This is a genomic window from Saccharomonospora sp. NB11 (assembly GCF_015910535.1).
Classification (GTDB): Bacteria; Actinomycetota; Actinomycetes; order Mycobacteriales; family Pseudonocardiaceae; genus Saccharomonospora.
On sequence record NZ_JACBJG010000005.1, the window covers coordinates 258,855 to 281,231 of the forward strand.

Consider the following 22,377-nt stretch of genomic DNA (forward strand, 5'->3'; position numbering starts at 1 on the left):
GACGACTACTCGAACCTCAGAACCGCAGGTCCACCAAGTAGTCGTATCCCACCTTGGCGGTGTCGAGCGGGTCGGCCGGGTCGTCGTGTTCGACGATGTACTGCTTCATCGGTCCGGCCCACGTGCGGCGGAACAGGCTGGCCCAGTCGATGGTTCCGGTGCCGACATCGGCCCAGGCGCCGTCCTCCCCACGGTCCTTGACGTGGAACTGCTGCACCCGACCGAATCGGCGGTAGTACTCCTCCACCGGGTCGGCTCCGCCTTCCACCACCCAGTACAGGTCGTACTCCAGGTGCACGTTGCGGGGGCTGGTGTGCTCGGCGATGACGTCGATCGGGCGCACTCCGTCGACGGCCCGGAACTCGTGGTCGTGGTTGTGGTAGCCGTAGGAGATCCCGGCTCTGCGGAACGCCGCCGCGGCCTTGTCGAGACGGTCCGCGAACGCCCGCCACTCCGCCAGCGTCGAATAGTTGGCGTAGGCGCAGGCGGCCTTGCGGTAGCCGAGGATCTTCGCGTCCTCGATGAGCGCGTCGACGTCCTCACCGTCGAAGGAGACGTGCGCGGACGTCGCCCGCAGGTGGTAGCGGTCGAGCAGCCTGCGGAACTCCGCCGCCGAACGCCCATACGTGCCCGCGAGCTCCACCGACCGGTACCCGATGTCGGCGAGCGCCTCCAGCGTGCCTTCCAGGTCGGCTTCGAACAGGTTCCGGAGCGTGTAGAGCTGGATGCTGAGCTGCTGTCGGGGAATCCGTCTGCCTCGCCGGCCCCAATCGGCGTGCGCGGTACCGCTCATCGCGCCCGCGAGCCCGACGGCGGCCACGGCACCCGCCGCAGTGCGGAACATCGCTCTCCGGGAAAGCTTCGTGTCACTCATGGCGTGTACGTGTCGTCCTTCCCTGTGCTGAACGCGGCGTCGAAAGCCGCCTCGGGCTTGTCGAACAACTGGCTGCGGATGTAGGTGACGGCCTCGGCGGCACCGCGCAGGCGGTCCATGCCCGCGTCCTCCCACTCCACTGAGATGGGCCCGGTGTAGCCGATGGCGTTCAGCGCCCGGAATGCGCTCTCCCAGTCCACGTCGCCGTGTCCGGTGGAGACGAAGTCCCAGCCCCGGCGAGGATCGGCCCACGGCAGGTGCGAACCGAGCCTGCCGTTGCGGCCGTCGAACCGCTTCTTCGTGTCCTTGCAGTCCACGTGGTAGATGCGGTCGGCGAAGTCGAGGATGAAACCCACCGGGTCGAGGTCCTGCCACACGAAGTGCGACGGGTCCCAGTTCAGGCCGAAGGCGGGCCGGTTGTCCACGGCCTCCAGAGCCCGCTTGGTGGTCCAGTAGTCGTAGGCGATCTCGCTGGGGTGCACCTCGTGTGCGAACCGCACGCCCACCTCGTCGAAGACGTCGAGGATCGGGTTCCAGCGGCGGGCGAAGTCGGCGTAGCCGTCCTCGATCAGCTCGGCGGGCACCGGCGGGAACATCGCGACGTACTTCCAGATCTTCGACCCGGTGAAGCCGATGACGGTGTCGACACCGAGTTTCGCGGCGGCCCTCGCGGTGTCGGCCATCTCCGCCGCGGCCCGCTGCCGGACGCCCTCCGGCTCGCCGTCGCCCCAGATGCGGGCGGGCAGGATGTTGCGGTGTCGCTGGTCGATCGGGTCGTCGCACACCGCCTGGCCGACGAGGTGGTTGGAGATCGCCCACACCTTCAGCCCGTGGGAGTCGAGCAGCTCCAACCGGTCGGCGACGTAGTTTTCCTCGGACAGCGCCCGGTCCACTTCGAAATGGTCGCCCGAACAGGCGATCTCCAGGCCGTCGTATCCCCAACTCGATGCGAGCCGGCAGACCTCCTCGAACGGCAGGTCGGCCCACTGGCCCGTGAACAGCGTTACCGGTCGACTCATCGGTGAGCGTCCTCTCGGATTCCGTGGAGTTGCAGGAGCAGATGACGGACGTCGGTGGCGGCGAGGCGACCTCCGGACTCCACCACCGCCGGCACGGCGGGGTCGGAGCAGAGGAGCATCGGGCCGTGGTCGGGCGAGTCGGGCAACCGCCCGTGTGAACCGCGGACCCATCGCGGGTCGGTGGGCACCACGTTCATGGCGTATCGCAGCCCGAACTTCTTGCGGACGAGGTTGAGCCCGGCCTTGGCCTTGGCGAACCGGTCGGTCGGGTCGAAGAACAGCTCCGCCGGGTCGTAGCCGGGCTTGCGGTGGATCTCGACACCGCGCGCGAAGTCGGGTGCGAGGTCGTCGTCGAACCAGTAGTAGTAGGTGAACCACGCGCGGGGCTCGGCCACCGCGACGAACTCGCCGGCGCGCTCGTGGTCGAGCCCGTACCGGGACTGGGCCTCGCGGTCGAGCACCTCGTCGACGCCCGGCAGCGTCTCGACGATCTTGCGGACCCGGGGCAGGTCGGCGTCGTCGGCGACGTAGACGTGCGCGACCTGGTGGTCGGCCACCGCGAACGCCCGGGACGTCCACGGGTCCAGGTACTCCATGCCGTCCTGGGTGTAGACCTCCAGCAACCCCTCCCGGCGCAACGCCCGGTTGACGTCCACCGGTGTGTCGACCGACGTGATGCCGTACTCCGACAACGCGACCACCGTGATCCCCGACCGCTCGGCGTCGGCGAGCAGCGGGCCCAGCACCGCGTCGACCTCCCGGGCGGCGTGGGCGGCTCGTGGCGAGTCGGGGCCGTACCGCTGGAGGTCGTAGTCGAGGTGCGGCACGTAGGCCATCGTCAGGTCGGGGTTGTCCGTACGCAGGATGCGCCGCGTCGCCTCCACGATCCACCGCGACGACGTGATCGACGCCGTGGGTCCCCAGTACTGGAAGAGCGGGAACGGGCCGAGTTCGGCCGTCAGCGCGTCGTGCAGGTGTGGCGGTCGCACGTAGCAGTCGGGGGACTTCCGCCCGTCGGCGTGATAGATGGGGCGCGGGGTGACCGTGATGTCGGTGGTCATGCCCATCGCGTACCACCAGCAGACGTTCGCGGCGGTGTAGTCGGGATGCGCCGCCCGCGCGGTCTCCCACACCTTCGGCCGTTGCACGAGGCGGTTGTGCTGCCGCCACAGGTAGATCTCCCCGAGGTCGCGGAAGTACCACCCGTTGCCGACGATGCCATGCTCGACCGGCATCGTCCCGGTCAGCAGGGTCGACTGCACGCTGCACGTGACCGCGGGCAGCACGGTGCCCAGTTCGGCCCGCCAACCCCGGTCGGCGACCTTCGACAGGTTCGGCATGTGCCGCAGCAGCGCCGGGGTCATCCCCACGACGTCGAGCATCAGCACTTTCCTCATGCGGCGACCTCCGTCCGTGCCCAGCGCAGTTCGTCGGCGATTCCGTCGGCGAGGTCGACGTGGTCGGCGTCGGGCAGCACCGTCCACGTGTACGTCTCGACCTCGACGTGGGGCAGCGGCCGACCGCTCGTCGCGAGCGCGGCCACGGCGTCGGTGAGGACGTCCGTCGTCGACGTCAACGGCGCGCGGGGCCGGGCGTGCAGCGGCACGTGGAAGTGCACGCGCCACGGCCCCTCCCCCGGCAGTTCCGCGAGGGCGTCGTCCAGGTCGTCGGCGGCCAGCACCTCTCCCGTCGCCGAGCGCTCACGCACCTGGTGCAGGTACCGGGGTTCACAGAAGTCGGCCAGCGCCCGGCGCGCGTCGGGGTCGCGCGGCTGGTCCACGTGCAGCGCGGCCGACGCCTGCACCTTGACGACGTCGAGCCCGGCGGCATGAATGCGTCGGACCTCCGCGCCGGGGTCGGCGAACGACACGGCGAGGTGGCAGGTGTCCAGGCACACGCCCACGTGCTCGGCGTCCACGCGGCCCGAGAGCCACGACACCGCGTCGGCGACCGTGTCGAGCACGCAGCCGGGTTCGGGTTCCACCGCGAGCCGCAACGGCCGCCCGCCGTGGTCGGAGAGCCGTCGCGCGTGCACGACCACCTCGTCGAACGCGGCGACGGCACGGTCGTCGTCGGCACGGCTCCACGGCTCGCGCCACGCCAGCGGCAGCGTCGAGATGCTGCCGTACTCGGCGTCGGGGTGCAGCAGGTCGGCGAGCACCGTCAGACAGTCGCGCGTGTACGCGACCCGACGCGGATCGGTCCATTGTGGAACGTAGACCGCGTGTTTGACCACCGCGTCGTGGAACCCGCCGTAGGGAAAGGCGTTGAGCGTCTGCACGCCCAGGCCCCGGGCCGACAGCTCACGGGCGAGCCGGGACCGGGCACCGGCGTCCGTCGCCAACGCCGAGGCCACGTCCGCCGCGAGCCACAGCCCCACTCCGAGGAGGTCGACGTCGAGCCGCTTGCGGATCACGGCCGCGTAGGTGTCGAGCTGCGCCACGATCCCGTCGAGATCCTGGGCCGGGTGCACGTTGGTGCAGTAGGAGAGCACGGGTCACTTCCTCGCGCCACGGAGCACGGAGTTGCCCTCGAACGTCTCCGCCGTCGGTGCCGACCCCGGCACGGGATCGAGCATCAGCTTGCCGCTCTGCCCGTAGAAGGCCACCGGGTTGTCCCACAACACCTTGTCCACATCAGACTGAGTGAATCCCGCGTCGAGCATCGCGGTTCCGGTGTGCAGTGTCTTCAGCGGATCGGAGCGACCCCAGTCGGCGGCGGAGTTCACCAGCATCCGGTCGGTGCCGTACTCCTTCAGGATCGCCACCATGCGGTGCTCGTCCATTTTCGTGTCGGGGTAGACGGAGAAGCCCATCCAACACCCGGAGTCGGCTACGAAACCGACCGTGACCTCGTTGAGGTGGTCCACCACCACGCGTGCCGGGTCGATACCGGACTCGCGGACGACGTCGAGGGTGCGCCGGGTCCCCGACAGCTTGTCGCGGTGCGGGGTGTGGACGAGCACGGGAAGGTCGTGCTCGATCGCGAGGCCGAGCTGGTGGGTGAACGCCTTCTCCTCGGCCTCCGTCATCGAGTCGTAGCCCACCTCGCCGACGGCCACCACGCCGTCCTTGGCGAGGTAGCGCGGGAGGACATCGAGCACCTCGACGCACCGCGGGTCGTTGGCCTCCTTCGGATTCAGCGCGATCGTGCAGTGGTGGCGGATGCCGAACTGGGAGGCCCGGAACCGCTCCCACCCGATCAGGGAGTCGAAGTAGTCGGTGAACGAACCGACGTTCGTGCGCGGCTGGCCGAGCCAGAACGCCGGCTCGACGAGCGCGCGGACCCCGGCCGCGTACATGGCCTCGTAGTCGTCGGTGGTGCGCGACGTCATGTGGATGTGCGGGTCGAAGATCTTCATCGGGCGACCTCCTCGTCGGTGGTGCCGAGGGCCAGGATCGCCTCGGCGTCGGGCGGCACGGGGCGGCCTGCGGCTCGGCGTTCGGCCGCGAAATCGGAGACCATGCGGACCAGTTCCGCGTCGCGACGTCGGTCCAGGTCGACGACGGCGGCCGTGGGCACGCCGGTGAACAGGCACTTCAGCACGCCGTGCCGCCAGGCGTGGTCGTCGAGGTGGTCCGCCGCGAACCGACCGAGCGCGGCGGCCACGAGGCCGGTGTCGTTGGCCCGCAGCGCGTCGGTGACCAGGCGGACTCCCAGTTCGACGACGTGAGGGTCGTCGGTGGGAAGAACGTGGAGGTTGCGCAGGACACCGCGTCGCTCGGCGCCGTCGCCGTAGCGGTAGAGCTCCTCCACCTCCTTGACGAGCGTGTCGGTGTCCAGGGCGGACGCGAGCGCCGCGAGCAGTCGGCCGCGCGCGCGGTCGTCGAGCGTGCCGTGCACGAGCCCGTCCGGGTCGACGTCGGGGCGGACCGCGGTGCGGCCGACCTTGCGGCCCACGGCGGGGAAGGACGTGCGGACGCGCGACGGCTCCGACCGGATGGCGGTCTCGGTGTCGACCACCCACTCCGCCGCCGCCAGTGCCGCCCTCGCCCGCCGCGCGACGTCGGGAGCGGCGTGGCTGTGCCGGGGCAGCTCCACCGCCGCCAGCCCCGCGTACCCGACGTCGGCCAGCGCGGCCAGGGTGTCGGCGAGGTCGAGCTGTCCCTCCCCGAACTCCAGGTGTTCGTGCACCCCGGGACGCATGTCGTCGAGCTGGACGTTGAGCAGCAGCGGAGCGGCCCGCCTGACGCACTCGGCGGCGCTGACCGGCTCCACCGCCACACAGTGGCCGACGTCGAGGGTGATGCCGAGGTTGTCGGGACGCCCCAGCTCCTCGTACAGGCGCAGTGCTTGATCGAGGTGCTGCACGTGGTGACCCGGCTCGGGTTCCAGCGCGAAGCGGGCCTCGGTGTGCTCCAGCACCGTCGCCACCCCCGCACTCAGCCGCCGCCACGCCGTCTCGTCGTCCACCCCCGGATCGGCGACGCCCGACCAGAACGACACGCACTCGGCCCCGAGGTCGACGGCGATGTCGGCCGCGCGGCGGAGGAAGTCGAGCCGCAGCGCGGGGTCGTCGGAGAGCAGCGTCGGCTGGTGCTTGCGCCAGGGGTCCAGCAGGAAGCGCGCCCCGGTCTCGACCACAACCCCGAGTCCCAGCTCGGCCAGGCGGGCGGCGACCCGCTCGGTCTGCGCGACCACGTCGTCGGCGAACGGGTCGAGGTGGGCGTGGTCCAGTGTCAGCGCCACCCCGGAGTAGCCGAGGTCGGCGATGATGGCCAACGCGTCGTCGAGCCGGTGGTTGGCGAATCCGTTGGTGCCGTAGCCGAATCGCAGTGTGCTCACGTGGGGCTCACCTTCCTCGCGAGTCGCCGCGCCAGGGGCAGCGCGGTCACCAGCACGCTCGCCGCACGCACGGCGCCGTGGCGGGCCGCGAGCGTGGCCTGCAGCGGGACCATGCCGTGGATTCCGGCCTTCGTCGCCTCCCGCACCCGCCGCGCCGTCGGTTCCCGCAACGCCGCGCACTGGGCTCGGCCCACCGACGAGACGTACGTGCCGGAGAACACCGCCGTGGCAGCCCTGCGGAGTCGACCACCACCGCGCACCGCCGGACGCTGCCTCGTCGCGAGGACGGCGGAGCCCGCCGTCGCGGCGAGGGCACCGCCCGCAATCCGGGTCGACGTGCCGTGCACCTCGCCGGTCGACAACGCGGTGACCCCGAGCGTGTGCAGTCCCAGTGCCGACGCGGCGGGCAGTGCCGCTCGCTCCCGGCCGGGCGCGCCGAGCAGCACGTCGAGTGCGCGGCAGGCCGCCATGCCCACCGGGCCGAACGCCGTGCCCTTGACCGTGGTGTCGTAGGCCCACACGCAGGCCGCGAGGGACAGCGCCGTGCGCCACGCCCGGCGTCCGCCGCCCACCCTGGCGAGCCCGAGGCCCACCGCCGTGAGCCCGACCCCCGTGGCGAGCGCGGCGGACGCGCTCACCCGACCCGACGGGATCGGTCGTTCGGGCCGCTCCACCGCGTCGAGTTCCCGGTCTGCCCAGTCGTTCAGGGCCATGCCCGCCCAGTAGAACGCCGCCGACGCCAACGGGAGCAGCCGTGCCCGGCCCCGCAGCCGAGTACCCGCCGCCGCGGCCCCGGCCACCGTGTCGCCGACGACGGTCAGCGCGGCGGGAGCCCGCACGAGTTCGACGTAGGCGCTCACAGCGTGGCCGCCCAGTCGACGAGCGCCGAGAACTGCTGGGCGAGCCGATGTTCGTCACTGCCCAACGGGTCCTTGAAGAAGAACCCGAGTTCCCCGAGCGGGCCCGTGCTACCCGCCGCGTGGGCCGCGGCCGTGAACCGCGCCAGGTCCAGCACCAACGGAGCAGCGAGCGAGGAGTCGTAGCCCGACCACGTGAACTGCAGGCTCATGCGCGCCCCGAGGAAACCTTCGAACGACACGTGGTCCCACGCGATCTTCTGCTCGCCGAGGTCGGGCACGTTGTCGATGTGCAGGGGCGCGGTGACCTCCCTGCCGAGCAGCGTGGCCAGCCCGCGTCCCTTCGACGCGAGTTTGCTGCCCGCGTGCTCGGCGTCGGCCAACGTCATCCCGTCGCCACCACCGAGCAGGTTCGTCCCCGCCCACGACCGCACGGTGAGAGCCCGGGTGGTGAACATGGGAGCGAGCGTGGTCCGGACCAGGGTCTCGCCGGTCTTGCCGTCGGAGCCCGCGTAGGGAATGCCACGCCGGTCGGCCAACGCCGTCAACGCGGGCAGGCGCACCCCGGTCGACGGCGTGAAGTCGACGAACGGACAGTCCGCGCGCAACGCCGCGTAGGCCGCCACCGAACTGGGCGGCAGGACCGTGCGCCCCGGCACGGCCATGGCCGCCTCCAGCGCTTCGAGACTCTCGTGTTCGGGCAGGGCGGGGAAGACGGGTTCGGTGGACGACACGTTGACCACCACGACGCGGGCGAGGTCGTGCCGCCTCGCGAACGCGGTGATGTCGGACGCCAATGCTCGGGCCGCGTCGGCCTGGGTGCCCGAGTGGGTCGCGGGGTGGTAACCCGACCGCAGTTCACCATCCACATCGGACAAGGAAGGGCGAACCGCTTCGAGGACCCGGTGCGGGATCACACCCGCGTCCGCGAGCAGTTCGGCCCGCTTCTCCAGACTCGTGTCGGTGATGTCGTGCCCGCCGACGTGGAGCTCGTCCCAGTCCGGCAACGGCACGTCCGCGAACTCCGGCAGCGCGCTGACGCAGCCGACGGCCGGAACGACCCCCGCCCGCAACGCGAGCAGGCCCGTGATCGCCGTGGTGGCGACCGACCCCCGAGCACCGATCAACCACAACCCTGTGGGCGCCATGCTGAACCAACCCCAGTCCGTGTCGTTCGCGGTGGACTCGAACCACCGCGCCTTGCCCGACCCTTTCACGCCGTTTCGCCTGATGAGCGCATCGACGCGCTCGTCGTGGCGGCTCCCGGGCGGGTGATCGTGCCGCGCCGTCACCCGCCCGGGAGAGGTTCACGACTCGACGGGCAACGGTGTGCTTCCGTCGACGTGGCCGGCGAGAGCGCGACCGTCTCGCACCAGCGCGTCACGTGCTCCCGCGTCGGAAGCCCGATCCGCTCGCTCCCCGAAGGCGGCGGGCGCCGGCTCCGCCTGCTGTGGCCTGTCACGGTCGAGAGCCCGCTCCGGCGCGGTCGTGTCGAGCTCGGCGATCCGGACGTTGCGGAACCAGACGTCGTCACCGTCGCCGTGGTTCTGAAGGCCCACGAACCCACTGGTGAGGTCGCGGTTCTCGTCGGCGTTGACGAACTCGTTGATCACCGTCCCGTTGAGGGACACCGTGATCGTCTGGTCGCGGACCACGATCTCGTAGGAGTTCCACTCCCCCGGCGGCTTCAGCGCTGCGTCGCGCGCCTCGATGTCCGCCGACTGGAAGTCGTAGATCGCGCCCGTGGTCTTGTCCGGGTCGTCGGTGGGGTCGATCTGGATCTCGTAGCCCTCGTTCACCGCGACCCACGGGTCGTCCCCCGGGTCGGGGAAGCCGACGAACACCCCGGAGTTGTCGTCGTCGGCCATCTTCCAGTCGAGCTTGAGGCTGTAGGCGCCGAACTCCTCGCCGAACCACAGCAGCCCCATCCCGCCGACCGACCTGATCGAGCAGTCATCCTCCAGCTCGAACGAGCCAGGTCCGGCCTGGTTCCAGGCGTCGAGCGAGGACGCGGTGCCGTCGAACAGCATCCGGTAGCCCTCCTCGGGCTGGGCGGGTTCGCATTCCGAGGGCGAGGTACCGGGCGCGGCGACTCCCTCGCCGTCGACGTGCAGGACGTCCACGTCGAACAATCCTCCGCTGCCCTCTCCGCGGAACACCAGGTACAGCGGCCCCTTCTCACCCGGATCGGTGACAGGCACGGGGCCGATCTCCGTGTACTCGTCGAATCCGCCCGTGTTGGGCACGTCCACGGTGTGGATCACCGGACCGTCGACCGCGCCGATCCGCGCCTCGATCGTGCCGCCGTCGCCGCCCGACGAGACGCGGTAGGTCACGCCGTCGACGCCGGTCAGATCGGCCGGGTCGAGCGCGATCCAGTCGCCGTCGTCGATGTGGCCGATGCGCTTGCCACCACTGGCGCCCTCGGCCTCGACGACCTCGACACCCTCGTGCTCGGTGAAGAACTCCGCCTGCTTGATCTTCGGCTGCAGGACGACCTCGTCCGACCCTTCGAGCGCGGGCACGTCACCGGCACCGGTGTCGGTGTAGCTCGCGTTGACGACCCCGAAGATGTCCGCGTCGAGCCCATGCCCCTCGTCGGCAGGGGTCTCGATGGTTCCGTCGCACCCGGTCGCCCTCGACAACGGGTGACCGTGGTTGTCGTGGCCGAGGATGTACTCAACGGTGACCTTCGAGCAGTCGATCTCGCCGTCCTCCGGGTCCGTGACGGTCACGCGGAACGGCACGCTGTCACCGAAGCCGAAGAACCCGCCGTTCACCGGCGCCTCGATCGTCACCGTCGGAGCGGTGTTGCCGACCGTCACCACCACGCTCGCGCTGCCGGTGAGACCGCCGGAGTCGGTCACCGCGAGCCGGGCGCTGTACTGCCCATCCTGCTCGTAGACGTGGGTCACCGGACCGGCCTCGGTCGAGTCGGTCTCCCCGTCACCGTCGAAGTCCCAGGCGTAGGAGAGTTCGTCACCGTCACCGTCCTCGGTCCCCGACGGGTCGAACGTCACCTCCAGGGGCGCCTGCCCCGACGTCACGTCGGCCGACAGCGACACCTGCGGCGTGCGGTTGCCCTTCGTGTAGTCGATGCGGTAGACCGCCGAGTCGGCCGCGCCACCGAAGTAGCCGCTGCCGTAGTCCAGCACGTACAACGAGCCGTCGGGCCCGAACTCGATGTTCATCGGCCGCGTCAACTGCATGGAGTCGAAGAACGGCTCGATCGCGCCCGGCTCGCCGTTCTCCCCGATCTCGATCGTCTTGATCCAGCCGCGGTCCCATTCGTAGGCGAAGTTCTTGCCGTCGTAGTACTCGGGGAACTTCGTGTCGACGTCGAGGTCGGCGTCGAAGCGGTACACCGGGCCGCCCATCGGCGACTCGCCGCCGGTGCCGAACTCGGGCACCGAACCACCGTCGTAGGGAATCCACGCGGGCTGCACGGGCGGCAGCTCCGTGAGACCGGTGTTGTTCGGGCTGTCGTTGACGGGAGCGTCGCAGTCGAACGCCTCGCCGGACGTGCCGGTCGCGAAGTCGTGGTCGACGTAGGGTTCGTTGTCGCCCACGCAGTACGGCCAGCCGAAGTTGCCGGGCTCCTTGACGAGGTTGAACTCCACCATGCCCGCCGGGCCGCGGTTCGGGTCCGCCGCGCCCGCGTCGGGACCGTAGTCACCGACGTAGAGCCACCCGGTCTCCTTGTCGACCGCGAACCGGAACGGGTTGCGGAAGCCCATCGCGTAGATCTCGGGCCGGGTCTTCTCCGTCCCCGGCGCGAACAGGTTGCCCTCGGGGATCGTGTAGCTGCCGTCCTCCTGCACCGTGATACGCAGGATCTTGCCGCGCAGGTCGTTGGTGTTGCCCGAGGTGCGCTGCGCGTCGAACGCGGGGTTGCGGTCGGCTCGCTCGTCGATGGGTGTGAAACCGTCCGAGGCGAACGGGTTCGTGTCGTCGCCGGTCGACAACAGAAGGTTGCCGTCGGCGTCGAAGTCGATCTCACCACCGGCGTGGCAGCAGATGCCACGGTTGGCGGGCACCCGCAGAATCTGCTGTTCGCTGGCGAGGTCCAGCGTGCCGTCGTCGGTGAACCGGAACCGCGAGAGCTGGTTGTAGCCGTCGTACGGCGCGAAGTCCTCCGGCGAGCCGGTCTCGGGCGCGTCCCCGTCCGGCGTGTCCAGCGGCGGTGCGTAGTACAGGTAGACCCAGTGGTTGTCCTCGAAGTCCGGGTCGATCGCGATGCCCTGCAGACCGTCCTCGTCGTGGTTGTAGACGTCCAGCGTCGCGGCCACGGTCGTGTTGCCCTCGGGCGTGGTCACGAAGACCCGGCCGTCGCGGGAGGTGTGCAGCACGCGGCGGTCGGGCAGCACCGCCAGCGCGATCGGCTCGCCGGTCACCTCCTGCCCCTTGGCGAGGGTGATCTGGTCGAAGTCGTCGTCGGCGGGCGCGTCCCCGCCCGGGTCGGCCGAGGTGGAGCAGTCGGCGTCGGCGAGGCCCGCCGCGTACCGGATGCCACCGGCGAGATGCGCGAGGAACTCCGGCTCGGCGAACGACTCGGCGGTGTGTCCGCCGCCGGTGTACCAGGCCCGTCCCCCGCTGTTCTCGTGGCACCAGGCGATCGGGTGGTCCTCACCCATCCCGCCGGAGCCCGCGTCGTAGCTGCTCTCGTCGAGCGTGGCGAGCACGCGGACGTGCTGCCGTGGGTTCTCGCGGTAGTTGTACCACTCGTCGGTGCGCACCCACTGTTCCGGAAGGTCCGCTGTGGACGGGTGATCGGCGTCCTCGACCGTCACCGTCGCCTCTTGGACGTGGGGGTGCGAGTCGAACCACGCACCCACGAGGTCGCCGTACCACGGCCAGTCGTACTCGGTGTCCGACGCGGCGTGCACACCCACGTACCCGCCGCCGCCCTGGACGTAGCGCTCGAAAGCAGCCTGCTGCTCGTCGTTCAGGACGTCCCCGGTGGTGGACAACCACACCACGGCGTCGTAGCCCGCCAGGTTCTCGTCGGTGAAGGCCTCCGCGTCCTCCGTGGCGTCCACCGAGAAGTGGTGTTGCTCGCCGAGCCGTTCGACGGCCTCGATCCCCGCCGGGATCGAGTCGTGCCGGAAGCCCGCGGTCTTCGAGAAGACGAGAACGCTCGCTTCCTCGTGCTGGGCCTGCTGTTCCGCGGCGGCGACGACACCGCCCGACGCCAGGCCCGTGGTCAACGCCAACGCCGCGACACCGACTCTCCAGCCGCGTCGCGTCGTGGTCCCGCTGGTACTACTGCTTCGTTGCACTGGTACCTACTCCTCGTCCCCCAACACGTGGGACCCGTGCCGACTACACCTTCACGAAACTCGATCCGTTCTCCGCACTGCGTTCGACCGCCGCCAGCACGCGCTGCACGCGCAGCCCGTCGGCGAAACTCGGCTCCGGTGGCGTGCCCGACTCGATCGCGGTGAGCAGGTCCGCGAGCTCGTGGGTGAACGTGTGCTCGTACCCGAGCACGTGTCCCGGCGGCCACCAGGCGCCGACGTAGGGATGGGTGGGTTCGGTGACGACGATGCGCCGGAATCCCTCGGTCTCCGGTGCGTCGGCGCCGTCGTGGAACCACAGCTCGTTCATGGACTCGAAGTCGAAGGCCAGGCTGCCTCGCGAGCCGTTGACCTCGATCCGCATCGCGTTCTTCCTGCCCAGCGCGTATCGGGTCGCCTCGAAGCTGCCCACCGCGCCGCCCGAGAACCGGGCCGTGAACAACGCGCAGTCGTCGACCGTGACGTCCTCCAGGCCGCCTGCGGTGTCGGACGGCCGCTGCCGCACGAACGTCTCCGTCAACCCCGACACACCCGTGATCGTCTGGCCGGTGACGAACTGTGAGGCGTCGATGATGTGCGCGCCGATGTCGCCCAGCGATCCGGACCCGGCCTGCTCCCTGCGCAGCCGCCACGTCATCGGTGCCGCGGCGTCGGCGAGCCAGTCCTGCAGGTAGGCCGCCCGCACGTGGCGGATCTCGCCCAACCGCCCCTCGGCGACCAACCGGCGGGCCAGCGCGAGCGCCGGGACCCTGCGGTAGTTGAAGGCGACCATCGAGAACACGCCGCGCTCACGAGCCTGCTCGGCGGCCCGCACCATGCGCTCGGCCTCGTCGACCGTGTTGGCCAGCGGCTTCTCGCACAACACGTGCTTGCCGGCCTCCAGCGCGGCGATCGCGATCTCGGCGTGCGTGTCGCCCGGCGTGCAGATGTCCACGAGGTCCACGTCGTCGCGTCGCACGAGCTCTCGCCAGTCGGTGCTGGACTCCGCCCAACCCATCCGCTGCGCCGCCTGCGCGGTCCGTTCCGGGTCCCGACCGCCGAGGACGACCATGGTCGGCGACCGGGGGACGTCGAAGAAGCGCGCCACGCTCCGCCACGCCTGCGAGTGCACGGCACCCATGAACGCGTGGCCCACCATGGCGACCCGCAGTTCGGGTCGCCTGCCGTCGTTGCTGTTCGTCTGTTCAGTCACGAGTCGAAACCCACCACGTTCGCTTGATCCGCGGCGGAGGCGAGTCGGGGCGACGCACTCACTTGGCCGCTCGCCGCGTGCAGACTTATATCCACATCAGCCCCACTTTCTTCTCTGGCATGCAAAAGTAGGGCGACGACGGTGCAAGCGTCAAGCGTCCAGTCGGGAAGTCAGGCGGGAGTGGTAGCCGAAACAGCCGGTGACCAGCAGGTCACCACCACTTGAAAGTCATGTGCCGGAACGAGGGCCACAGCTCGGCCCACGACGCGGTCCGGCCCTCACACAGCCAGATGGGCGCACCCTGGTTGTCGTTGTTCACCTCGTGGCCGTTGTCCACGGTGCCCAACAACGTCACGCGCTCGAAGAACGTCGCGAGCTTCTCCCGATCGCCGCCGACGAACAGCGTCAGCGGAGCGTCCTCGGGCGGGGCTCCGAAGTACCAGTAACCCCGACCCCCACTGTGCGCCTCGGGCAGCGACGGAGCGAACTTCTCGATCGCGGCCGCCTGCCAGTAGGTCTCGGTGACGATGGTGGTCGCCGCCTGCTGCTCGGGGTCGAGGCCCGCGTACGCCGACGCGACATTGGCCGCGACCTGCGGCCACCCGAACTCCTCCAGCTCCATGTTCATCGGGTCGTACGGTTCCCCCGCGTACGCCGAGATCGGTTTGACCGGCAACCAGCTCACCGCCACCAGGGCCGACACCGCGTAAGCCACCACCACGGCGGGCCGCCACCGCGCCGTGAGGACCCGGTCCAGCTCGACCGCCGACGCGGCGAAACACAGCGCGAACATCCCGCCGACGTAGTAGGGCCTGCCCGACGACAACCAGAACACGGCCGTCACCCCGAGCACGGTGAGGCCCAGGAAGCGGTACGACCGCAGCCTCGGCGAGCGCAGCAACCACCACACCCCGAGCACCACCAGCACGGCGCCGACGCCGTATCCGGCCTGTTCGAGCGCCATCGGCAGGAACGTCGCTCGCCCGCCCGCGTACGACACCTCGTCGGCGACGATGCGGTTCATCTCCAGTTGCGGCCAGCCGTTGGCGACCTGCCACAACAGCGTCGGCACGCACGAGGCCACGGCGATCGCCGCACCGACCCACAGCAGCGGTCGGCGCACGAGGTCCTTCGGCCCCACCAGCATGGACGCCAGCAGGGCGATCACCCAGAACACCGGGATGAGGAACTTGACCTGCAGGTCGACGGCCGTCACGAGGGTCGCGGCGAGCAGCACACGGTCGTCCCGCACCCGGACCCACCGCACCACCAGCCAGACGATGATCGTCCACAGGAACGCGTCGACCATGTGGGTGGCGAGAATGTGGCCCGCACCTGCCAGTAGGAACGGCGAGCACGCGTAGGCCCCGGCCGCCATCACCTGCGCCCGAGTGCCACCCCGGAGTTCCCGCGCCGTCAGGGCTGCCACGACGACCCCGACACCGGTGAACAGCACCGCGGGAAGCCGGAACCCCATCACGGAATCCGGGAAGAGACTGTCCATCAGCAACGCCAGCAGCGGCAACAGCGGCGGCTGATCGGCGTAACCCCAGTCGAGATGGCGGCCCGCGGCAATGAAGTACAACTCGTCGCCGTGGTAGCCGTACCGGTCACCGAAAGCCAGCAGCACCACCATGGCGGCGCAGGCCACGAGACACACCGGAAGCCGGGCGAAGCGCGGGACGGCCATAGACGCAAACCTTAAGGGACGAGACCACACGGATCAGTAGTGATCTTTACCCACCCGCGCGCGACGGTGACTAGCCCGTTCGGACGTTTCGACGTGCTCCACGCGGATACGCCACCCGCGTACACGTCGTCCCCCGCGGCCGGGACCACCGACCACGGGGGACACGACGTCACATGTTGATCATGTGGCCGGCGAGGCCGTGGATGGCCTCCTTCACGGCCTCACCCAGGGTCGGGTGCGCGTGCACGTTACGGGCGACCTCGTGCACGGTCAGGTCCCACTGCTGGGCCAGCGTCAGCTCGGGCAGCAGCTCGGTGACGTCCGGACCGATGAGGTGTCCACCCAACAGCTCGCCGTACTTGGCGTCGCTCACGATCTTGACGAACCCGACCGGCTCGGCCAGCCCGTGAGCCTTGCCGTTGGCCGTGAACGGGAACTTCGCGACCTGCACGTCATAACCCTCGGAGCGGGCCTGCTCCTCGGTGAGGCCGAAGCTCGCCACCTGCGGCTGGCAGTACGTCGCCCGCGGGATCATGCGGAAGTCCAGCTCCATGGTCTCCACGTCGGCGATCGTCTCGGCCGCCACCATGGCCATCGACTCCGCTGCGTGAGCGAGCATGAGCTTGGCCGTCACGTCGCCGATCGCGAAGATGTGCGGCACGTTCGTCCGGCAGCGACCGTCCACATCGATCGCACCACGCTCGGTGAGCGCGACGCCCGTGTTCTCGAGGCCGTAACCCTCCACATTGGGCGCGAAACCCATGGCCTGGAGCACCTTGTCGGCCTCCAGCACCTGCTGCTCGCCGTCCTTCGAGACGGTGACGCGCACCTTCTCGCCGGACTCGTCGATCGACTCCACGCGGGTGGAGGTGAGGACGTCGATGCCGAGCCTGCGGTAGCGCCGGGCCAGCTCGGCCGACACCTCCTCGTCCTCGGCGGGAACCATCCGGTCCATGAACTCGACGATGGTGACCTTGACGCCGTAGTTGTGCAGCACGTAGCCGAACTCGACACCGATGGCACCCGCACCGCAGATCACGATGCTCTCGGGCAGCTCGGACGACAGGATCTGCTGCTCGTACGTGACGACGCGATCGCTGACCGCCGTGCCCGGCAGCAGCTTCGGCGAGGCACCCGCGGCGATGATGCAGTGGTCGAACGTGACCGTCTCCACGCCGTCGGCCGTCTGCACCTGGATGGACTTGTCGCTCGTGAACGTGCCGCGACCGTTGAACTGGGTGATCGCGTTCTTCTTCATCAGGTAGTGGATGCCCTTGACCCGGCCGTCCGCGACCTTGCGGCTGCGCTGGTGGGCCGCGCCGTAGTCGAAGGTCACCTCACCGTCGACCTGGATGCCGAACGTGCGCGCCTCGTGGGTGAACAGGTGCGCGAGTTCCGCGTTACGCAGCAACGCCTTCGACGGAATACACCCGACGTTGAGGCACACCCCGCCCCAGTAGCGCTCCTCGATGACGGCGGTGTCGAACCCGAGCTGGGCCGCCCGGACAGCGGCGGTGTAACCGCCGGGACCGGCACCCAGCACCACAACGTCGAAGTGTTCGCTCATGGCCGCGATTATGCCCCCATCGCCTCGGCGGGTGGGGTGCGCCCACGGACCTCCACCAGCAAGTCCGTGATGGATCTCATGATGCGCTCCGTGGCTTCCCGCAACTGGCTCGCGCTGGGCCGCTCGCCCGCGAGGTCCGAGAGGTCCACGGGAGGACCCGCGACGACGTGCAGGGTGGGTCTGCGCCACACCCTGGGTAGCCAGGCACCCACGGGCAGCAGCTCGTGAGCGCCCCAACACGCCACGGGCACCACGGGCGCCCCGGTGGTCAATGCCATACGGGCGAGTCCGGTCTTCCCCTTGCTCGGCCAGCCGTCGGCACGGTCGGTGAACCCACCCTCGGGGAACACGACCACGCACTCGCCGTCCCGCACGGCGGCCACACCGTCCCGGAACGCGTGCACGGCGCTGGCCTTGCCCCGGTGCACCGGGATGTGCCTGCCCGACGCCATCACCCGCCGGATCACCGGGAGGTCCCACAACTCCGCCTTCGCGAAGAACCGCGGCACCCGACCCGCCGTCTGTGTGAACAACGTCACCGCGATGGGGTCGGCGAAGGACAGATGATTGCTGGCGAGCAGCGCGCCGCCCTCACGAGGCACGTGCTCCTGTCCGGACAGCCGCCAGCGGCTCGCCAGCGCCAGCAACGGCGCGATGACCTCGATGGCCACCGCGAACCAGGCACCACGGCCACGTCGGGGGAATCGACGGATCAGTGTCAGTGGATGCGGTCGGCGACCGAGGCCGCCGACTTGTACACGTGTGTCGCTCAGACCAGCCGCTCCAGGACGACGACGGGAATCTCCCGCTCGGTCTTGCGCTGGTAGTCCTCGTAGTCGGGCCACACCTCGACCATCCGCGACCACAGCCTCGCCCGCTCCTGCCCCGTGGCGGTGCGGGCGCGCGCGGCGAACCGGTCGGCCTTCACCTGTACCTTGACCTCGGGATTCGCGACCAGATTCTTGTACCAGTCGGGGTGGTCGGGCGCACCGCCCTTCGACGCCACGACGACGTACCGGCCGTCGTCCTCCCCGAAGATGAGCGGGGACTTGCGTTCCTTCCCGCTCTTCCGTCCTGTGGTGGTCAGGATGAGGATGGGCGCGTCGTTCCTCCAGACGTAGCCCTCCTCACCGTCGGTCTCCTCGTAACGACGCACGTGTTCGGCACCGAACAACACCGGGTCAGTCCTCCTCGTCGAGGGATCGGTCGAGCACGTCCGACAGTAGAGCCGGGTCGAGGTTGCCGCCGGACACGACCGCGACCGTGAGACCGGCGGGCAGCTCCGCCGCGTGGAAGAGGTACGCGGCGACCGACACGGCGCCGCTCGGCTCGGCGATCAATCGCGCCTTGCGCGCGAGTACCGCCATCGCGGACCGGATCTCGTCCTCGCTCACGGTGATGACGTCGTGGACCCGCGCCTTCAGGTGCGCGAACGTCAGCTCCGAGGGCTGCGACCGAAGCCCGTCGGCGATGGTGCGGTTGCGCTTCTCGACCGGCCAGTCGACCAGCGAGCCGGTCCGCAGGCTCTCCTTGGTGTCGGACGCCAGCTCGGGCTCCACGCCGATCACCTTGGCGTTCGGCACCAGCGCGGTGACGGCCGAGGCCACCCCGGAGGCGAGCCCGCCACCGCTGACCGGCACGAGGACGACCTCGACGTCCGGCAGGTCGTGGGCGATCTCCAACCCGAGAGTGCCCTGACCTGCGATGATGTCCGGGTGGTCGAACGGTGGCACCAGCACCGCTCCCCGCTCGGCGATGATCTGGTAGGCGACCTTCTCGCGCTCGCCCTCGCCGCAGAGCACGACCTCGGCACCGTGCGCCCGCGTGTTGTCGATTTTGATCTGCGGGGTCGACGCAGGCATGACGATGTGGGCCGTGATGCCCGCGCGCGCCGCCGCGTAGGCAACGGCCTGCGCGTGGTTGCCGCTGGAGTAGCTCACCACCCCGCGGCGACGCTCGTCCTCCCCGAGGCGGGAGATCGCGTTGAGCGCGCCGCGGATCTTGAAGGCCCCGATGGGCTGCAACGTCTCGGGTTTCACCCACAACGGGCGTGCGGGGTCCGCCCACAGGCACGGCACGAGAGGCGTACGAACGATCCCGTCGGAGATACGGTCGGCTGCGGCACGGATGTCGTCGAGAGTCACCAGATCCACGACGCCAGCGTATGCCGGTATCGACTCACCGCAGTAGGCGGCCACCCGCGCGGAACGGGTCGACCGAGCTCGCCGACCGACCCGGCTCCGCCTGCGACGACGGCGCCGGTCGCCCTGCCGCACCGACTCCGCCGCCTCGGGACCGCACCCAGCGGGGCTGGCACTTGCCCAGCGCGTTCGCCGAGGGCGGGTCCGCCCTGTTGCACAGTTCTTCCGCTCTCGCCCTGACCCACGCCATGTCTCTTGGATACCTGCCGGGCGCCGGACGTTCCACCGAATCCGTGGAACCGAGCGTGACCGGTCGACGTCGCACTGGAATGAGCGAGAAGAAGCTGCCGTCACTCGACGACCTCTTGGCACAGTCCGACCGTGTCGACAACCGTCTTCTCGCCGACCGCAGACAGAAGAGCGGCGCGGGAGCCACCGGGCGTGGCAGGGGGACGAACTCGGACCGGCGGGTGAAGGCCCAGGACGACTGGGGACTCGTGGAGGTGACCGTCGACGCGCGAGGGCGGGTGCAGGAAGTGGCGATCAACGCCGATCTCGCCGCTCGCACCAACCTCGCGGACCTCGCCGAAGCCATGTTGCAGGCGGCACGCGCCGCGCAGTCCCGAGCCGACGCTCTGTCGTAGCGGTCTTCGTCGCGAACCACAGCCGAAGTCGGCACTGCACTGGGGAGGAAGGGCAGGATGTCAGCACCGATCACGATCGACCCCGAGGTACTGCGCCAGGGGGCCGCGGAGCTGGAGGGTGTCTCGGAGGACACGCGGAACGCCGCCCAGACCGCTGAGGGGGCCGCCGGGGGCATGAGCGCGTTCGGCGCCTCCCCCGAGGCGCAGACGCTCGCCGAGGCGTGGATGGCCATGGCCAGGAACCGCGGCCAGGAGATGCAGGCACTGGCCGAGGGGGTCAAGCAGTTGGCGGACCGCGTCCACCAGGCTGCCGCCGCCTTCGAGCAGGAGGACACCGACAACGCCCACGACATGGAGCGACACGGCGAGGGCGCGGGCCGTCGCGGTGAACAGCCCAGCGAGGGCGCGGGCCGTCGCGGTGAACAGCCCGGCGAGGGCCGCGGAGCAGGTGAACAACCCGGCGAGGGCCGCGGGGCGGGCGAACCCGCCGAGTCCGAGGGCAACTGACGAGGGGAACGGAGAGAACCGATGAGCTTCCAGCATCCGGCACTCGCCCAGGCGGCGGACTCCGGCGAGGTCCGCCTGCTGTCCCAGGCCGCGAACACGCTCGGCGCGCCCGATCCGCTCCAGGCGATGCAATTCGTGGACTGCGACCCCGCCGGGGTGACCAAGCAGGTCGCACAGCTCGACCGGGCGACGCAGCAGTTGACCGACGCGGCGGAACGCTTCTCGTCGGTGATCGCGCGGATCGACGCAGGCTGGTCGGGCGGCGACGGACACGCCGCCTTCACCGAGGCCGCCGCCGACCTGACGAAGGGCTACGCCGACACCGCCCACCGGACCCAGGAGGGCGTGGACCTCGGCAAGGAGGTGGCGTCCACACTCGACTCGGTGGCGACCACGGTCGGCCACCAGGCGACGGCCATCGCCGGTGGCGTGACCGAGGCGAGTCAACGTGTCCTGGCGGGTGAGCAGGACGCAGCGGCCGAGGAGGTCAACAAGGCGTGCCGTGACATCCTGCTCGTCGTGCAGGAGAACCTCAGGATCGTTGGTGAGCTGGCCGACCACATGAAGAGCAAGGTCTGAGGAATCCCCGACGTTCGTCACGCCTCCTGCCGTCCCTCCCGGAGGGCGGGAGGCGTGGTGACACCCACAGAAGAGCTACACCTTACTTGAGCTTCCGGTACGGTGATCTCGTGACGAAGCTCGCCGACCATCTCACGATCGGGCAGGTGGCCCGCCGCAGCGGCGTCGCCCACACCGCGCTGCGGTTCTACGAGGACAAGGGACTCATCTTCGCGGAACGCACGTCGGGCAACCAGCGGCGGTACCCGAGGTCGGTGCTGCGCCGCATCGCCTTCATCCGCTCCGCCCAGCGCGTGGGCCTGACGCTGGAGCAGATCAGCGAGGCACTGGCGACCCTCCCCCGCGACCACGCGCCGACGAAGGCCGACTGGGCGCGGCTGTCGCGGAACTGGCAGTCCGAATTGGACGCTCGGATCGATGCACTCCAGCGGTTGCGCGACCAACTCACCAGTTGCGTCGGGTGCGGCTGCCTGTCCCTGCGCACCTGTGCCCTCAACAACCCGGACGACCGCGCCGCCACCCGTGGTCCCGGCGCACCCGGCCTGAAGCCGAAGTCCGAGGGCGGCTACTGACCTCGCCCCCTCCGGCCGTTCCCGCGCTCAGACCTTCACGGGCCGCCGCTTGGGCCGCCCCAGCATCCGCCGTCCGATGTCGAACAGGTGCTCACGCAGCGTCTCGTCGTCGAGACTCGCCTGTTCCGGGGCTCCCCCCGCCAGGGCGAGGCCGGCCAGGAGGACGTTGACCGTCAGCGCGGCGTCCAGGCTCGGGGACGGCCCCACGAGCAGCGTCCGCATGCGCGCGGCGAAGTTCTCGACGCCGTCGAGCGAGCGGTCGATGGCCCGCATGATGCCGGGGTCGCTGTTGAACAACGCGATCAGCGACCGGTACCGCACGATGAGGTCGACGAACCCGCTCAGCGCATGGTCGATCTGCGCGCCGCGAGTGCGTTGCCGTTCGGCCTCGTCCATCCGCTGGATCAGTTCCTGCAACGCGGGCGCGGCGACGGCCTCGGTGATCTCGTCCTTCGTCTTGAAGTGGTAGTAGACGGCCGCCTTCGTGACCCCGAGCTCGTCGGCGATCATCTGCAGCGACGTCGCTCCCACACCGTGCTTGCTGAACAGCCGCAGTGCCGTGGCGAGCAGACGGGTCCGGGTGTCCCCGGCAGCGGTGTGGCCACTCATCCTTCCTCCTCACGAGCACTGGAGACCCTACGCCGTGTCGATGC

20 protein-coding genes are annotated in these 22,377 nt (G+C 70.0%); 4 read left to right on the plus strand and 16 right to left on the minus strand.

Annotated features, from left to right (window positions below; translation table 11 throughout):
* Positions 1 to 16 precede the first annotated feature (16 nt).
* From JAV51_RS09830 to JAV51_RS09900, 15 genes are all read right to left on the minus strand, one after another.
* Positions 17 to 874 carry a sugar phosphate isomerase/epimerase gene (locus tag JAV51_RS09830; RefSeq protein WP_197320366.1) on the minus strand — a complete coding sequence of 286 codons (858 nt, stop codon included), beginning with the start codon at positions 872 to 874 and terminating at the stop codon, positions 17 to 19.
* Entirely contained in the window at positions 871 to 1,893 is a 1,023-nt protein-coding gene (locus tag JAV51_RS09835) for a sugar phosphate isomerase/epimerase (protein WP_197320367.1), read from the minus strand. The genes JAV51_RS09830 and JAV51_RS09835 overlap by 4 nt, the downstream gene beginning before the upstream one ends.
* Positions 1,890 to 3,290 (minus strand): alkaline phosphatase family protein, encoded by a 1,401-nt coding sequence (locus JAV51_RS09840; protein WP_197320368.1) that lies wholly within the window; start codon positions 3,288 to 3,290, stop codon positions 1,890 to 1,892. Before JAV51_RS09840 ends, JAV51_RS09835 begins: the two co-directional genes overlap by 4 nt.
* Positions 3,287 to 4,387, minus strand: a complete 1,101-nt coding sequence (gene eboE / locus JAV51_RS09845) for a metabolite traffic protein EboE (protein WP_197320369.1) — start codon at positions 4,385 to 4,387, stop codon at positions 3,287 to 3,289. The genes JAV51_RS09840 and eboE overlap by 4 nt, the downstream gene beginning before the upstream one ends.
* A gap of 3 nt (positions 4,388 to 4,390) precedes the next feature.
* Positions 4,391 to 5,254 (minus strand): TatD family hydrolase, encoded by an 864-nt coding sequence (locus JAV51_RS09850; RefSeq protein WP_197320370.1) that lies wholly within the window; start codon positions 5,252 to 5,254, stop codon positions 4,391 to 4,393.
* On the minus strand, positions 5,251 to 6,678 hold the full coding sequence (locus tag JAV51_RS09855; RefSeq protein ID WP_197320371.1) for an EboA domain-containing protein: 1,428 nt from the start codon (positions 6,676 to 6,678) through the stop codon (positions 5,251 to 5,253). The genes JAV51_RS09850 and JAV51_RS09855 overlap by 4 nt, the downstream gene beginning before the upstream one ends.
* Complete coding sequence (locus JAV51_RS09860) at positions 6,675 to 7,538, minus strand: SCO3242 family prenyltransferase (protein WP_197320372.1); 864 nt, start codon at positions 7,536 to 7,538, stop codon at positions 6,675 to 6,677. Before JAV51_RS09860 ends, JAV51_RS09855 begins: the two co-directional genes overlap by 4 nt.
* Positions 7,535 to 8,683, minus strand: coding sequence for an inositol-3-phosphate synthase (locus tag JAV51_RS09865; RefSeq protein ID WP_197320373.1), 1,149 nt, complete (start codon positions 8,681 to 8,683; stop codon positions 7,535 to 7,537). Before JAV51_RS09865 ends, JAV51_RS09860 begins: the two co-directional genes overlap by 4 nt.
* A 159-nt stretch (positions 8,684 to 8,842) precedes the next feature.
* On the minus strand, positions 8,843 to 12,814 hold the full coding sequence (locus tag JAV51_RS09870; RefSeq protein WP_197320374.1) for a ThuA domain-containing protein: 3,972 nt from the start codon (positions 12,812 to 12,814) through the stop codon (positions 8,843 to 8,845).
* Between the two features lie 43 nt (positions 12,815 to 12,857).
* Positions 12,858 to 13,970, minus strand: coding sequence for a Gfo/Idh/MocA family protein (locus tag JAV51_RS09875; RefSeq protein WP_197320491.1), 1,113 nt, complete (start codon positions 13,968 to 13,970; stop codon positions 12,858 to 12,860).
* Between the two features lie 265 nt (positions 13,971 to 14,235).
* Positions 14,236 to 15,714, minus strand: coding sequence for a glycosyltransferase family 39 protein (locus JAV51_RS09880; RefSeq protein WP_197320375.1), 1,479 nt, complete (start codon positions 15,712 to 15,714; stop codon positions 14,236 to 14,238).
* A 169-nt stretch (positions 15,715 to 15,883) separates the two neighbouring features.
* Positions 15,884 to 17,281 carry a dihydrolipoyl dehydrogenase gene (gene lpdA, locus JAV51_RS09885; RefSeq protein ID WP_197320376.1) on the minus strand — a complete coding sequence of 466 codons (1,398 nt, stop codon included), beginning with the start codon at positions 17,279 to 17,281 and terminating at the stop codon, positions 15,884 to 15,886.
* An 8-nt stretch (positions 17,282 to 17,289) separates the two neighbouring features.
* The gene (locus tag JAV51_RS09890; RefSeq protein WP_197320377.1) at positions 17,290 to 17,952 is read right to left on the minus strand and encodes a 1-acyl-sn-glycerol-3-phosphate acyltransferase; all 663 of its coding nucleotides are present in this window, start codon (positions 17,950 to 17,952) and stop codon (positions 17,290 to 17,292) included.
* A gap of 98 nt (positions 17,953 to 18,050) precedes the next feature.
* A complete protein-coding gene (locus JAV51_RS09895) occupies positions 18,051 to 18,458 on the minus strand; it encodes a nitroreductase family deazaflavin-dependent oxidoreductase (protein WP_197320378.1) in 408 nt (135 codons plus the stop codon).
* Positions 18,459 to 18,462: 4 nt separating this feature from the next.
* Entirely contained in the window at positions 18,463 to 19,434 is a 972-nt protein-coding gene (locus JAV51_RS09900; RefSeq protein WP_197320379.1) for a threonine/serine dehydratase, read from the minus strand.
* A 317-nt stretch (positions 19,435 to 19,751) separates the two neighbouring features.
* Between JAV51_RS09900 and JAV51_RS09905 the strand changes: the two genes are divergently transcribed.
* The 4 genes from JAV51_RS09905 (at position 19,752) to soxR (ending at position 21,724) form a co-directional block, all read left to right on the plus strand.
* Entirely contained in the window at positions 19,752 to 20,066 is a 315-nt protein-coding gene (locus JAV51_RS09905) for a YbaB/EbfC family nucleoid-associated protein (protein WP_197320492.1), read from the plus strand.
* Positions 20,067 to 20,123: 57 nt separating this feature from the next.
* Positions 20,124 to 20,573: a type VII secretion target gene (locus tag JAV51_RS09910; RefSeq protein ID WP_197320380.1), complete on the plus strand. Its 450-nt coding sequence runs from the start codon at positions 20,124 to 20,126 to the stop codon at positions 20,571 to 20,573.
* Positions 20,574 to 20,594: 21 nt separating this feature from the next.
* The gene (locus JAV51_RS09915) at positions 20,595 to 21,152 is read left to right on the plus strand and encodes a hypothetical protein (protein WP_197320381.1); all 558 of its coding nucleotides are present in this window, start codon (positions 20,595 to 20,597) and stop codon (positions 21,150 to 21,152) included.
* A 110-nt stretch (positions 21,153 to 21,262) separates the two neighbouring features.
* Positions 21,263 to 21,724, plus strand: coding sequence for a redox-sensitive transcriptional activator SoxR (gene soxR, locus JAV51_RS09920; protein ID WP_197320382.1), 462 nt, complete (start codon positions 21,263 to 21,265; stop codon positions 21,722 to 21,724).
* A 27-nt stretch (positions 21,725 to 21,751) separates the two neighbouring features.
* Here soxR and JAV51_RS09925 read toward each other — a convergent pair whose 3' ends face one another.
* Positions 21,752 to 22,333, minus strand: coding sequence for a TetR/AcrR family transcriptional regulator (locus JAV51_RS09925; protein ID WP_197320383.1), 582 nt, complete (start codon positions 22,331 to 22,333; stop codon positions 21,752 to 21,754).
* Positions 22,334 to 22,377: the final 44 nt, after the last annotated feature.